Source organism: Pseudobutyrivibrio xylanivorans, from assembly GCF_010906925.1.
Taxonomy (GTDB): Bacteria; Bacillota; Clostridia; order Lachnospirales; family Lachnospiraceae; genus Pseudobutyrivibrio.
In genome coordinates, this window is the sequence record NZ_VTVE01000002.1 from 178,419 (window position 1) to 192,934 (window position 14,516).

Consider the following 14,516-nt stretch of genomic DNA (forward strand, 5'->3'; position numbering starts at 1 on the left):
TTTTGAGAAAGAAAATCGTTATCACTCTTTGGATTTCACTTGTTATCTTAATTATCGCATTCGGTTCCCTTGTGGTTATCCAAAATAAAAAAGCTGCCAAGGAAGCAGCTGAAAAAGAACGTATTGAAGCTGAACAGGAGCAGGCTCGCCTTGAAGCAGAAAAAGCTGAGCAAGATGCTATCGAAGCTGCAGCCGCTGCCGCAGAGCAAGAAGATGAATACACCTTCACAGATTTCGAGGCTACATACTTTGCAGTTGCTGATGCAACCGTCAGAGAAGAACCATACGACACAGCAGAAATCGTAGGCACACTCTCAGTTGACCAGCGTGTTTCAATCGTGGCCACCTGTGACCAGACTGACTACTACAAAATAAAAGTCAGCGACGACTTCGGCTATGTTTCATTTGAAGATGTATCTGAGGAATACATAGACATCCCTCTTCCATCTACCTCAAAGCCAGTTCCAACTGCCACAAAAGACATCTTATTCATTGGTAACTCAATAACCATGTATCCTGCCACCAGCGACTGGTGGGGCTCAGGCTGGGGTTGTGGAGCTTCCACTGCAGCAAATGACTACGTACACCTTACCGTAGCCGCAAAGGGATATTCTTCTTACGACTTTATGTCACTTAGAGCATGGGAATTTTCCAACACCAGAAACAAAGAACTTGATGACCTTGACCCATACATCACCAACTACCAGTACGGTACCATCGTCATCGAACTTGGCGAAAACGTAAAGAATCATGAGACCCACTTTTCCGAGGATCTCACCGACATGATTAAATATATCAGAAGCTACAACCCTAACGCACGCATCGTAATGCTTGACAACTTCTGGGCATACTCAAGCATCATCAGCACCAAGAAATCCGTAGCCTCTTCCACAGGTTGCACCTACGTCAGCCTTTCCGACATCCAAGGTGTTACCGAATACCAGCTTCAGGAAGGCGACGAATACGTCACTCCTGACGGCCGCGTATACACCATCGGCTCCTTCTTGGCCGGACACCCTAACGACGCCGGCTACGCAGCCATCGCCCAGCACCTCATCGCAGTTCTCTAAAATTCAGCCCCGCTTTGCCGGGGCTTTTTTGCTGCCCTTCAAGGCCTACCCTTGGCCGGGGCCAGGTGGCAGGGGCGCGGCCTAGAATTCTTACAGAAGGGCAGCAAAAAGCCCCACAGGTATGTGGGGCTGAATTTACTTAGATAGGATGTTGATGGTGCGCTGGACGGTGGCAAAGGCCTCGTAGTCGTAGCGTTCCACGGCCTCGATGACGATGATGTCCGCGGCCTTGATGTCGGCTTTGACGCTGGTCATGTAGTCGCGGTGTGCGAAGGTGCATGAGGTGAAGTCCTTGGATAGGTACGGCATCATGTTTACACGGAAGCTGTCTCCGATGAGGCATAGCTTGCTCTGGTTGGCACCGTCGCTGGTGGTGCGACAAACCATAGCGTCAAGGTTTAGTCCATTTACTGTTATCTCTGGGCGGTAGTCCATTATGTATTCGGTGTCATCATGGGTGATACTGTCGTCGGTCATACCCATGTAGGTGTAAAGCTCGTATTTCTCGGCGTCCCCTGTGCCTACTATCCACCGGGTTGGGTCCGTTTGTTCTACACCCATGGCTGCATATAGTGCATTGGTGCCGTAGAGGGCTCCAAAGTGATTCCAGTGACTGTCGTATTTGTAGTAAGTCTGGTAGGCTGAGGCTGCCCCTAAGCATTCTGTCAGTGGATAAATGAATGGTGTGGAGCAATTCTCAGTCAGATATGCATGTAGTCGCTGCTCCCTTTTATACGTATTTACGATTTCCACCGTAGGCATGTATTTGCTAAATACCTGGGATTTGTTTGGCGCTATGAAAATATATAGCTGCTTGCCTTTGGCGTTGCAGATAGTCTGAAGCTCATTTAACTTTGAAGCATAGCTTGCCATGGCTTCGTCTGTGAGTAGGTTGGAGCCCTGGTAGCATTCTATTTCGTTTTCGCCGTATAAGAATAGCCAGCCTTCTCGACCTATAATTACATCCTGATATACAGCTAGAGGATAAAAGTTAGGGTCCTCCTGAACCGGCTCCTCTACCTCCGGTATGAATTCAGTGACTGGTGCATTTTCCTGAGCCGGTACTTCCTCTGGTACATCAGCTACCACAGGAGACGGCTCCACAGGCCGGTAGATGGCTTGCCCTATTTTCGAAGCGGCTATCTGGTATTTCTCGTCTGCCGCGTCATTTATCTGCTTGTACCAGGAAATCATAGAGTATCTAAAAGGGATACGGTCATCGATATAGCCAGAGAGACTTTCTCCGGTGTCCAAAAGCTCCTCTACGTTAACCTGCTGTAACTGTCGTTTTTCTGTCTCCACTATAGAGAGCTTTTCAAAAACTGAAGGCGCAAATAGTCTAAGGAGTCCTCCTCCCACCCACGGGAACACTAGGATTCCTAGAAAGACAAATATGAATATTTTATTTTTGATAGTTGTAAAATTCATTTTGCCCCTTCCTAGAACTGATAGTAAATAAATGGATTGTAGGTTCCGTTAACCATAAATATCAGGCTTAATACAAGGATAGCAAGACACACCAAGGCATTTCCTTTTACAGCCTTCACACTCATGTGGGCCTGTACAAATCCGGCGCAGAGCATAGCAAATAATATTGCTATCACGCTGATTCCAGATAGATAGTAAAATAGATTTAATAGCTTTATTCCACCTGCAAACATTCTAGAAATGTAGATGCCTGCATCCATTATTGTGTTTGCTCTAAATACAACCCATAGGATTGTTACGATTACAAAAATCAGGATTCGATTAAAAAATTTAATAGGATTTTTCTCAAGTATTTTTCCAAACCATAGACGCTCAAAAATCAAAAGCGATCCGTAAACTAGGCCCCATACAAGGAAGGTAAAATTGGCTCCATGCCATATTCCTGTCAAAAGAAATACTAAGAATATATTTCCACAAGTTTTCTTTATGCTGCATCGACTGCCTCCAAGAGGAATGTATACATAATCTCTAAACCAGCTGGAAAGAGAAATGTGCCAGCGTCTCCAGAATTCTCTAATGGACTCTGAACGATATGGATGATTAAAGTTTTCCTTGAAGTCGAATCCAAACATTTTACCAAGGCCAATAGCCATATCTGAGTAGCCACTGAAATCATAGTATATCTGGAATGTGTAGCAGATTGCCCCAAGCCAGGCTGTTGTAGCATCAAGATCACTCAAATCCATCTGCCAAATTCTATCTACTATCACGGCAAGTGTATTTGCAATAAGTACCTTTTTACCTAGACCAAAACAGAATCTCTTGATTCCCTCAGCAAAACCAGAGGAACTAACCACTCTATCTGTCAGCTGGCCTGCCACATCCTTGTAGTGGATAATCGGACCTGCTATAAGCTGGGGAAAGCAGGCAATATATAAGGCAAAATAAAATAGATTGCTCTGGATTTCTGCTTTATCAGTGTACACATCTATAACGTATGAAAGAGCCTGAAAAGTAAAAAATGAAATACCAACAGGAAGTACTATTTCTCCTATTCCAAGAGCTCCGGTACCCACACCAGAGAAAATACCACTGATTTTTTCTCCGAGAGAAAGCTTCCCACCAAAGAAAATGTTTTCAATTACCGCAATAAAAAGATTGAAATATTTAAAGAAAAAAAGTGCTCCCAAATCACATAGGATTGCAAAAAACAGACCAATCCTACGGACAACAATCCCATGTCGGGAAGCAGAGCACAAAAAACCTGCGGTCCAGTTAATCAAAATAACTACCCCAATAAGAAGCAGATATTTCACTCCACCGAAGGCGTAGAACAATAGACTAAAGCCTAGAAGTATATAATTAGATACGATTATTTTGCGCTGAGCTCCGCAGAATGTCATCTTTGGTATACCGTAGTAGAAAAGAAGACATACTGGGAGAAAAATAGTGCAAAATATCAATGAACTAAAAACCAAACCATTCTCCCTTTAATTTCTGATAATGAGTTTGTTTATTAGGTGTAACTTTTTAATTCCATCAATCACAAATCCACAAACTTGCGCACCTATGATTGTAATCACTGTACATAGGACTACCTTTCCAGTAAGACTAATTCCTGAAAATACCTCCTGCACAAATCTGATTGCATAGAACTGATTTAAGTAAATCAACAAACTGATTTTGCCAAACTTTGCAAAAATCGGCTTGTCAAAAATCTCATGACATGGATTGATATCAGAAAATGTAAGTATAAGTCCTATCCACATCACAAAAATAACTGGGAAACTGTACTTGGCATCCACCTCAGTGCATGCATATCTAAATACTATTAGATAGCATATTACCTCAAGCACTCCCAAAATAAATTTACCAAGTTTTGTAAAATTGTATTTGTTGAACTGTCTAGTCAGACTGTATGTGCAACAACCTAGAGCCATCTCAGAAAGACCTCTCAAGAAGCACTTGTAAAACATGCCTGTCCAGCCATCTATTCCTGCTATGCCATCATACTCATGGGCCATGTATCCAAGGACAAATAGCGCCAACAGCGGACAAATTATCTTTACAAAAATATCATAGTGTTTTCTAAGGAATGGGTAGAAAATAAAAGTAACCATGAGCCATACATCAATATACCATGTAAGCTTGTTTACCCATGTGCTATCGAAACCAAATACCTGTAAAAAGAAAATAGATGCCCAGGAATCCACCAGGTAATACCATCTATCTACCATGGTCTTTTCCAAAAAATACGCATTTACGATAATAGTAAGCATTGTCGCAAATAGATGATATGGAAAAATATTCCAAAACTTTTTCTTCATCATAAGAGCTGTCTCTGAACCAATCAGCTCAGGCTCACCCTTTGAATTCTTGGCATATGCTGAAGAAGCAAGTAAATATCCAGAGACTATAAAGAAGAACTCCACACCAATATATCCTCTGGAGAAGAAATTAAAATCCGTATTACCTATTGGAATAATACTATCATCTACAAATCGCTTGCAAATATGAAAGAAAAGAATCCCCAAAGCAAAAATCAAACGTAATAACTCCACCCGTCCATTTTTCTTTGTATTATTCATTATTCTTATAAAACTCCGTCATGTAAATCATCATCGTCCATGTCGTCAGCGCCGCCCATGAACTCTCTACCTACAACACGCTTTGCCTCTCTCTGCTGTTCTACAAGAGTAGAAAGCTTTTCCTTAACATCGGCTGAATCTTTGATGTTTCTAATCTCAAACTTGCCAAGGCTCTTATCAGATGATGTAACGATAATAGAACCCACACCAAAAATTCTCTGTCCAAGACTTCTCTTAAGCTGTAAATCCAGAATTCTATATAATCTAACCTCGTTCTGCTCGAGATTTAAAAGTCCTGTCTCTACAAAAAGTCTATCATCACTTAAGCTATATTTTGTAAAGCTAAGTGGAAGACCAAAATATCTTTTTCTATCCTGCCATAATATATTAGCCATAACATCCTCCTTCTTATATGTATTCATTATAACCATTTTGCCCCATAAAGTAAAAAGAAGAGGCCCTAAGGCCTCTAAAATTATTCAGCTAATGAACTAACTGAAATTTTTCTAAAAAGAATCCAATGTCCAATTAATGCTAAGGCAATCACACCAGCCATAGCTCCCCAGTATATTCCTTGACTTTGATCAGAAAAAACCATTCCTTCTGCTATCTTACCAAGTGCATCTCTCACTGCAGGTACAAATTGTATAAGCTTTGGTAATCCTAGAAATACAACAAATATTCCTATATAGCAAACCCAATAACCTGTTTTGCCAAATTTTATAACCAGATTTCCACAGATGGCCTCAAGCCAAGAGAAAAATGCAAATGTAAGCACTGCCAATTTAATTACCAAAAGGTACTTTCCTCCTGGCAATAATACAGCACATACTACTGCTAAGGTTGCTATCTCTATGAAATCTATTATTTTTTCAAAGATAAACGTATCTCTTCTGGTCATACCAAATAATACTGCTCTTTGAGATTCCATTGAATAATACACAATCCTAAAAAATAAACTTATGGAAAAGTAAATAGACGCGCCTCCAATGACTGCAGCATATCTAATGGAATCAAAATCTTTTCCGTCCATTGTAAAGAAGCATAGGATGATTCCAAATACCATAGCAATTAGAAATATCCCATAACTAAGCAAAATGCTATCCCTTCTCACTTCAAACATTGCTTTAAACTTTTGTCCCATATTTCCTCCCATCTATTATCGAACCATTGCCTTGCTACAAAGTCTGTAAATGAAAATCTGTAACACAGCATAAATACCTAAAGCTATAAGTATATAAAGTAACATGGAAACGCCACCCTCTGGGAGAAAATCAAATTCATATAATCTAGAATTAGAAATCATGCTGGCTGCTGCAGCTGATAATCCTGCTACTATAGCAATAGCAATAACCGCAATCCTACCATTCTTTCTAATCTTATGACCGATTATTCGTGCCAGCCCTGTGAATGGTAACGAACCAAACATCAGATAAACTGCTATAGGAATCATCTCTGGTGTTCCGTATATTGAGTATATTACACTGACAATTATCAATCCCATTAATATGAAAAGGATTTCTTTTACTATTGAACCCCAGAAAATATCTTTTCTTCTGCCTCCCATGGAAAGTACATTGCCATCGTACCAGTTTGGACTATAGAGAGCGTACATTGGATTTAACATTGCTATAAACAAGGCCAAAATCGACACCGCCATCCTAAATGCTATTCCAAAAGCGTCAACCTCACCTGAATGGATAAATAAAAACTCCACAAAAATCAACGCTGATATAGCAATTGAATATCCAATGTACTGGACACTTGTTTTTAAATAATATGTTAAAGATCTAGCTGCTAAACTCATTATGCCTCCTTTCTGCCATCTACACACATGGCATAGAAAAGATTCTGAAGGGATACTGGCTCAACCTGTACAGAATCAGAGAAACCGTCAACTGGTGCATCCGCAAGTACTGTAACAGCCTTGTTGCGTCCTACTGATTCTGGATGATATACCTTAAAGCCATTAACTGCCTCATCAACCTGAACATCCTCACCGCTAACTCTATATGCTCTAGCCAAAAGGTCATCTGTATTTTCCTCAAGTACAATCTCACCATTATCTATCATTATTACCTTTTCAAATAGAGAAGCTGCCTCCTCTATGATATGGGTACTGATAATAAATGTGCGACCTGTGTTAGCGTATTCTTCAATAACAAGCTTGTAAAACTGCTCTCTTGCAATTACATCAAGTCCTGCCACTGGCTCATCTAAAATTGTAATCTCAGCCTTGCTTGCAAGGGCGAGAATAATAGTTACTGCAGAAAGCATTCCCTTTGAAAGCTTGTGCACTCTCTTTTTAACATTGAGATTGAACATCTTAATAAGCTCATCTGCATATTCCTGGTCCCAGTTCTTATAAAATGTCTTACCAAGCTTTAAATAGTCCTTTACCTTAAGTGTATTAGGTCCAAATAAAGTAACTGGTGAAATCTCTCTCGAATAACATATTCTAGAAAGGGATGCCTCGTTCTCCCATACTGGCTGACCATCAAGTGTAATCTCACCCTCTGTAGCAGGATTCTGAGCTGTAAGAATTGATAAAAGTGTTGTCTTACCTGCTCCATTTCTACCAATCAATCCGTAGATTTTCCCCGTCTCAATATCAATATTTACATTTTTAAGAACTGTATCTTTACCATATTTTTTTACAATATTTCTTCCCGATAATGTTGCCATATTTCCTCCTTTTTCCCTACATATCTAAATTACTATCAATCATCTTTTTAAGTTCTTCTTTGCTGATGCCTATTAATTTGGCTTCACTGATAATAGCCTTTACATAATTCTCATAGAAACTATTTCTTCTAGTCTCCTGAATGCTGTTCTTTGCTCCATCCTTTACAAACATACCTATACCTCGCTTCTTGTATAATATGTCCTTGTCCACTAGAATATTGATTCCCTTTGCCGCAGTAGCCGGATTAATCTTATAGAACTTAGAAAGCTCTGTTGTGCTGGGCACCTGCTCTTCTTCTCTTAAAATATCCCTTAATATTTCATCCTCTATCATTTCACTAATTTGGATATAAATGGATTTATCTTCCCCAAGATTTCCTTGCACCTAATCACCTCCTGAGTAAGTTGGTTAATTACTTGTGTAATTAACCATAACACTAAAACACCTTTTTGTCAAACAAACTAAAAAAATATTTAAAAAAAGACTCCTGCATTTCGCAGGAGTCTATCAATAAACTATATTTTGTATTACTTAAATATTGGCTTTAAAGCATCAGCAAGCTTTTCTTTCATTGCCTGTGCCTCATCAAGGTCCTTACCCTTTGTAGTAAAGTATGTCTTGATCTTAGGCTCTGTACCTGAAGGACGAACTACTACTGTACATCCATTCTCCAAGCTGTAGATAAGTACATTGGCTGATGGAAGGCCTGTCTCAGCTGTGTTCTTGTAATCTGTAACCTTTGAAATCTTGATTCCAGCAAAGTCAACTGGTGGCTTCTCACGAAGTGAGCTCATGATACCTGCCATTGTGTCCATTCCAGAAAGTCCAGGGAACTCAAAGGAATCTACCTTGTTGAGGTAACGGCCATACTCAGCATAAATCTCCTCAAGGCGCTGCTTAAGTGAGCTACCGATGCTGCGATAGTAAGCTGCCATCTCACAGATAAGCATAGAGCCGATAACAGCATCCTTATCACGTACATATGGGCCTGCAAGATATCCGTATGATTCCTCAAATCCAAATATAAATCTATCTACCTGACCATCTGCTTCAAGACCTGCAATCTGGTCACCAATCCACTTAAATCCAGTAAGAACTGAACGAAGCTCTACACCATAGTGCTCTGCTACAGCATCAGCAAGTGGAGTAGAAACAATTGACTTAACTGCAACTGGGTTCTTAGGCATAGTGCCCTTTTCAATACGACCTGCTGCAATGTAATCAAGAAGAAGTACACCTACTTCATTACCAGAAACAAGCTCATAGCTTCCATCTGGACACTTCATAGCGATACCAACTCTGTCTGCATCTGGGTCAGTTGCAAGCATAAGGTCTGCCCCCTCTTTCTCTGCAAGCTCAAGACCAAGCTTAAGTGCATCAAAAATCTCAGGGTTTGGATAGCTACATGTAGTGAAGTAACCATTAGGATACTCCTGCTCTGGAACTATTGTAATATCAGTAATACCAATGTCGTTAAGTACACGTGTAACTGGAACTAAGCCTGAGCCATTAAGTGGGCTGTATACAAGCTTGAGTCCTGCTGTCTTGCAAAGGCCTGGGCGAACCTGACGCTCCTCAATAGCTGCATAGAAAGCATCCTTGCAATCATTGCCTACGAACTTGATAAGTCCCTTTTCAACACCCTCTGCAAATGAAATGACCTTTGCTCCTGTAAGTACATCTGTCTTTTGAATCTCAGCATAAACAATAGCTGCTGCATCATCAGTCATCTGACATCCATCTGGACCATATGCCTTGTAACCATTGTACTTAGCAGGGTTGTGTGATGCTGTCACCATGATACCTGCATTACAATTGTAATATCTGGTAGCAAATGAAAGTGCTGGAACTGGCATAAGTGCATCGTAAATACGTACATTGATGCCATTGGCTGCAAGTACACCTGCTGCCTCCTTAGCAAATACATCACTCTTAAGACGGCTATCATAGCTGATAGCAACTGTCTGATTGCCACCCTGAGTCTTAACCCAGTTAGCAAGTCCCTGTGTAGCCTGACGAACTACGTAAATATTCATTCTGTTAGTACCTGCTCCAAGCACACCACGAAGTCCTGCTGTACCAAATGCAAGTGCAACAGCAAATCTATCTTTTATTTCTTCTTCATTCCCGCCAATCCTTGAAAGCTCTGGCTTAAGATCGCAGTCCTCTAAGTCTGCTGCAAGCCAACGCTCATATTCCTTCATATACATATTTTCGTCTCCTTGTATATATACTTAAAACCTCTTTAATTTTAAGTTTTTAAGTTAGGCATGTCAAATCAATAATAGCCACCTATAAAAGGTGGCCATTAATCTATTTAAGCTTTTTAATTACATCAAGTACGATTGCAATAGACTGTTCTGCCGCCTTACCTGCAAATGTATTGTAATCCATAGCACTGCCATCTGCATCAGAGATTGAACGAATAAGTGCAAATGGAATGTTGTTAATGTAGCAAACATGGGCGATAGCACCGCCTTCCATATCTGCTGCAATAGCATTAAATTTTAAGTGGATGTTTTGGCGCTGTCTATCTGTATCAACAAATAGATCGCCAGATGCAATAACTCCTGTCTCATAAGGAATCTCTCTAGCCTTAAGAACATCTACAACTACATTTCTAAGCTCTGGATCAGTATCGAAATTAATAACGTTGATTCCTGATACAAGACCTGCTGGATCTCCAATAGCTGTTGTGTTCATATCATGCTGTACCGCTGACTCTGCAACTGCCACGTTAAGAACCTTAAGGTCCTTTACAAGTGAACCTGCAACGCCGATATTGATAACCTTCTCAACTCCAAAATGGAGAATCATTATCTCTGTACATACTGCTGCAAATACCTTGCCAATGCCGCTAACTGCAGCAACTACATCGATGCCATCGATTTTGCCAGATATAAACTCTATGCCACTGATAACTTCTACCTTGGCCCCCTTAATAGATGGCTTAAGGTTCTCAATCTCAATCTGCATAGCGCCAATAATTCCTAATTTCATATAAGCTCTCCTTTACAGCGATTAATATTATCTTGATGTTATTTTGTTGGGTATGAAAACTCCATATTGGTCCATGAGTTAAGAACCTCAAGGTACTTAGCACACTCAGTCTTAGCAAGATTGATGTCCAAGTTCTCATAGTGACCACACTCGATAGCTGACTTGCCGAACACATCACCCTCATGGTCAACTGTCTGCTTAAATACTTTCTTAACAACCTCAAATGTCTTAACAGAATCTACGCCCTTAACAACAAGGTAAAAACCTGTCTGACATCCCATTGGTCCAAAGTAGATTACATGATCTGCAATCTCAGAGTTGCGAATATATGTGGCAATCATATGCTCAACAGAATGCATTGTTGCATTGTCCATATAATCCCCAGCATTAGGCTTTCTAGTACGAAGATCATAAGTGATGATATCTCCATCATCTACTCGTGAAATGTAAAATCCTGGTGTAAGTACATTGTGGTCAATTGTAAAGCTTTTAATTTTTTCCATCTTATGTCCTCTTTCTAATGTAGCGCCCATATTATAAAGGCTTTATTCTATTATTTGTATACTACAGACTTTGCTATCTTGTCTGCTGCTTCATCACCCTGAAATGTCTTAATAATCTCAAGGGCAAATGGTATTGCTGTGCCAAGTCCTCGGCTTGTGATGATATTGCCATCGTGACAAACTGCATCCGTAGACACATTGGCACCTAGCAAATCACCCTCCATTCCTGGATAGCATGTAGCCTTCTTGCCCTGAAGCAATCCAGCCTTGCCAAATACTGTAGGAGCTGCGCAAATAGCAGCAAGTCCCTTTTTAGAAGTATTAAAGCCATGAACCTGATCCATAAGTGGCTCACATAGCTCTAAGTTAAGTGTGCCTGGCATACCGCCTGGAAGCACAAGCATATCTGCACTATCAAAATTAACCTGCTCAATAAGCTTGTCGCAGACTGTCATAATACCATGACTGCCTGGTACCCTCTTATTGCCAGTGATAGATACCATCTCTATTTCAATTCCTGCACGTCTAAGTAAATCAACAACTGTAAGGGCTTCGATTTCCTCGTGGCCCTCTGCCATAAAAATCAATACTTTACTCATAGCTACCTCCCGTCTACAAAAATCTCATAGGTCTATTATATATAGTATTTATGCATTAAACAAACACTTTCGCCAATCTTTATGCCTATTTCTTTCTCAATAACTATTTTCGAGTAATGACTAAATATATCACTAAACCAATAAAAATTAAGAACCAAAGAGCAATTGCTGTAGTGACAATTCTTTTAAAGCGGGTGTTGGTATACAAATATCCACCAAATGGAAGAGATAGTATCAGTCCGTCCACATCAACATATTTAGCTACTCCATCAACAAGCTCGTCTATTACAGGGAATTTCACACCATGGCTTTCCTCTTCGCCCACATAGTCAAAAAGATATACCAATTCCTTAGGATTATCCTTTACCTCTGACATTGCCTTCTTACACAAGTCCTTTGATGCTTTAATTCTCTTTTCTTCTTCATTAAGTGCCTCCAGCTGAATGTTTATGGCATCAGAAATGTTAACATTGCTTTTCAAAATTTCAGTAATAGTCTCTATGGTTACCCCCATTTTCCTGAGAACTATTATCTGCTTCAGCTCACTAATATCCTCTTCACTATAATTCCTGTATTTGCTTTCCTTGTCTCTATCAGGCCCTATAAGCCCTTTTTTCTCATAGAATCTTATGTTGCTAACAGAAATGCCTAAAGTTTCAGATACTTCTCCTATTTTCATTTAAGTAACTCCTTGCATTTGTAATGATTTCCTTTGGATACTGTAAATATTCTAACAGTGCAATAGCATTTTTACTACTGCTTACTCCTTCATGAATCTTGTAATCAAAAACTATCTTGTTTTCTAATATTTGACTGTCAAAATGAAAATTAACATATCCTCTTTGGGATGTAAGTTCCATATCGTGGGTGGCTATAATCACATAAACATCCTTATCCTCCAGATAATTAAGTATTGCCTTTGAGGCTGCTACTCGCTCCGTAGTATTAGTTCCCTTTAAAATCTCATCTATCACAATAAATAGCTTTTCTTTTGATTCACTTACCTCTTCCAAAATTCGCTTTATATAGTTGGCCTCCCTGTAGTAATAGCTCTCATGGGATATCACATCATCCCTAAGGGCCATGCATGTCATGACTGTCATTTTAGGTAGGATAAACCTAGTTGCTGTAACTGTATTTATAGATTGAGCAAGAATAGCACATATAGCTAACGCCTTTATAAATGTGGATTTCCCTGCTGCATTAGGGCCGGTGATTATAACTTTATTATCAATGGAAAAATCATTTTCTACTGGCTTTTCTATAAGGGGATGTACTAGGCCTTCCATTTTTAGCTGGCTATCAGAAAACTCTGGTGTGCACCATTTATCTATACGGCCTCTATATTCTGCTATATTCATGGCGCAGTCTATCCTTCCAATCATTTGCAAAATCAGAAGTACATCCTGCTCCTTTTTATATATACCCTTCATCACAAGATTATAGATGGCTATGTCATATAATAAGACACCATAAATATACTCCATCGCCATCACTACCACATCTTGGGTGAAGCTGGCTCTTTTTCTAGAAATCACCCCCATCATGATTCTACTTAGATTTTTAATATTCTGATACGCTCTTTTCTCCGACTCAGAAATATATCTGCTAAGAGTCTGATTTTTAATTAAAGCTCCTGCATTATCATATATTTCCTTAAATGACATCATTGTATTGATAAATATCTCATACTTTCTCTTTACAAATAAATATATTGTAAGATTTATAAGGCCATTCCCCACTAAGGCTGCTATGAGAAATGGACTTTGGGTCACAATAGCCATAATTCCCAAAATAACAAGTGTTATTTGAAGTAAATTAATAAGCCACCCATTATCTATAAGTAGCATGTCGCTGTCCTTAAGTAGTTCATATAGGTAATAGCTTTCTGTCATCTTGCCTATTTTCTTTAGCCTATCCTTTATAGACGTTTTCAGTTTGCTCTCTTCTTCAAATTCTTCTATTAAATCTTCTGGAATATTAACATCTGAGCAATGCAGCATGTGATACAGATACTGCTCTCCTAAAAAACATTCTCCATGATTAACCTCAAGAAACACCTGATCCAGCTCTAAATCATTCCAAGTAATGTCATCCACCTTTCCTGGACTCATTTTTTCATGCATTCTTCTAACCAGGTTCATCCTATCTTTTGCGTCATAATAGAATTCTTTCATACTTTATACCTCCTGTTTGTCAGGGATTTTAAAGTATGAACCAGGTTTAGAGTCAATGATTTATTTAAAAAATTCAATAAAAAAGGCCATGGACAACACCATAGCCTAATAATCTATAAACAATCCTTTGAATAATTAGCCAACCAACAATTCTTTTAGACTGTTTTCATCAATACCATTATTACAGGCAATAACATTATCATCTACAACAATAGCCGGTCTACTAATTATTCCATATTCACTTGCAAATTCAATGCTGTCCGTATATGAAAGCTTTACTGCAACATTTAATTCCTGAACTTTTTTCTTTAATTGCTCATATAAATTATAACCACTCTTGCAACAGCTGCTTCCTACCACAGTAACATTCTTTAGTTCACAGCCTTCTACCATATTTACAAATTCGTTCTCGATATCACAACATTCTTTTTGCTTGCTCAATAAATCAAATAAATTCATTTTTCT

At 39.3% G+C, this 14,516-nt stretch carries 16 protein-coding genes; 1 reads left to right on the forward strand and 15 read right to left on the reverse strand.

The annotated features are described in order from the left end of the window. The first annotated feature begins 2 nt into the window (after positions 1–2). Positions 3–1,070: an SGNH/GDSL hydrolase family protein gene (locus F0Q01_RS07555; protein WP_090487911.1), complete on the forward strand. Its 1,068-nt coding sequence runs from the start codon at positions 3–5 to the stop codon at positions 1,068–1,070. Between the two features lie 135 nt (positions 1,071–1,205). Here F0Q01_RS07555 and F0Q01_RS07560 read toward each other — a convergent pair whose 3' ends face one another. The 15 genes from F0Q01_RS07560 to F0Q01_RS07630 form a co-directional block, all read right to left on the reverse strand. Beyond that, positions 1,206–2,498, reverse strand: a complete 1,293-nt coding sequence (locus F0Q01_RS07560; protein WP_090487913.1) for an alginate O-acetyltransferase AlgX-related protein — start codon at positions 2,496–2,498, stop codon at positions 1,206–1,208. Positions 2,499–2,509: 11 nt separating this feature from the next. Beyond that, positions 2,510–3,976 carry an MBOAT family O-acyltransferase gene (locus F0Q01_RS07565; RefSeq protein ID WP_090487916.1) on the reverse strand — a complete coding sequence of 489 codons (1,467 nt, stop codon included), beginning with the start codon at positions 3,974–3,976 and terminating at the stop codon, positions 2,510–2,512. Positions 3,977–3,988: 12 nt separating this feature from the next. Continuing rightward, a complete protein-coding gene (locus F0Q01_RS07570) occupies positions 3,989–5,086 on the reverse strand; it encodes an acyltransferase family protein (protein ID WP_090487918.1) in 1,098 nt (365 codons plus the stop codon). A 5-nt stretch (positions 5,087–5,091) separates the two neighbouring features. After that, the gene (locus tag F0Q01_RS07575) at positions 5,092–5,481 is read right to left on the reverse strand and encodes a PH domain-containing protein (protein ID WP_090488388.1); all 390 of its coding nucleotides are present in this window, start codon (positions 5,479–5,481) and stop codon (positions 5,092–5,094) included. An 80-nt stretch (positions 5,482–5,561) separates the two neighbouring features. After that, positions 5,562–6,242 (reverse strand): hypothetical protein, encoded by a 681-nt coding sequence (locus tag F0Q01_RS07580; RefSeq protein WP_143096644.1) that lies wholly within the window; start codon positions 6,240–6,242, stop codon positions 5,562–5,564. A gap of 3 nt (positions 6,243–6,245) precedes the next feature. Next, a complete protein-coding gene (locus F0Q01_RS07585; RefSeq protein ID WP_090487922.1) occupies positions 6,246–6,893 on the reverse strand; it encodes a hypothetical protein in 648 nt (215 codons plus the stop codon). After that, positions 6,893–7,771, reverse strand: coding sequence for an ABC transporter ATP-binding protein (locus F0Q01_RS07590; RefSeq protein WP_090155444.1), 879 nt, complete (start codon positions 7,769–7,771; stop codon positions 6,893–6,895). The genes F0Q01_RS07585 and F0Q01_RS07590 overlap by 1 nt, the downstream gene beginning before the upstream one ends. A 16-nt stretch (positions 7,772–7,787) precedes the next feature. Next, complete coding sequence (locus F0Q01_RS07595; protein WP_090155446.1) at positions 7,788–8,156, reverse strand: GntR family transcriptional regulator; 369 nt, start codon at positions 8,154–8,156, stop codon at positions 7,788–7,790. Between the two features lie 143 nt (positions 8,157–8,299). Continuing rightward, the gene (locus tag F0Q01_RS07600) at positions 8,300–9,982 is read right to left on the reverse strand and encodes a phospho-sugar mutase (RefSeq protein ID WP_090487924.1); all 1,683 of its coding nucleotides are present in this window, start codon (positions 9,980–9,982) and stop codon (positions 8,300–8,302) included. A 103-nt stretch (positions 9,983–10,085) separates the two neighbouring features. Next, on the reverse strand, positions 10,086–10,772 hold the full coding sequence (locus tag F0Q01_RS07605; protein ID WP_090155449.1) for a 5'-methylthioadenosine/adenosylhomocysteine nucleosidase: 687 nt from the start codon (positions 10,770–10,772) through the stop codon (positions 10,086–10,088). 38 nt (positions 10,773–10,810) lie between these two features. Beyond that, complete coding sequence (locus F0Q01_RS07610) at positions 10,811–11,275, reverse strand: S-ribosylhomocysteine lyase (protein WP_090155452.1); 465 nt, start codon at positions 11,273–11,275, stop codon at positions 10,811–10,813. A 50-nt stretch (positions 11,276–11,325) separates the two neighbouring features. Then, positions 11,326–11,874, reverse strand: coding sequence for a DJ-1 family glyoxalase III (locus tag F0Q01_RS07615; protein WP_090487926.1), 549 nt, complete (start codon positions 11,872–11,874; stop codon positions 11,326–11,328). Between the two features lie 103 nt (positions 11,875–11,977). Then, complete coding sequence (locus tag F0Q01_RS07620) at positions 11,978–12,553, reverse strand: MerR family transcriptional regulator (protein ID WP_090487927.1); 576 nt, start codon at positions 12,551–12,553, stop codon at positions 11,978–11,980. Continuing rightward, entirely contained in the window at positions 12,531–14,051 is a 1,521-nt protein-coding gene (locus F0Q01_RS07625; protein WP_090487930.1) for a MutS-related protein, read from the reverse strand. Before F0Q01_RS07625 ends, F0Q01_RS07620 begins: the two co-directional genes overlap by 23 nt. A gap of 135 nt (positions 14,052–14,186) precedes the next feature. Then, entirely contained in the window at positions 14,187–14,492 is a 306-nt protein-coding gene (locus F0Q01_RS07630) for a thioredoxin family protein (protein WP_163927186.1), read from the reverse strand. Positions 14,493–14,516 lie beyond the last annotated feature (24 nt).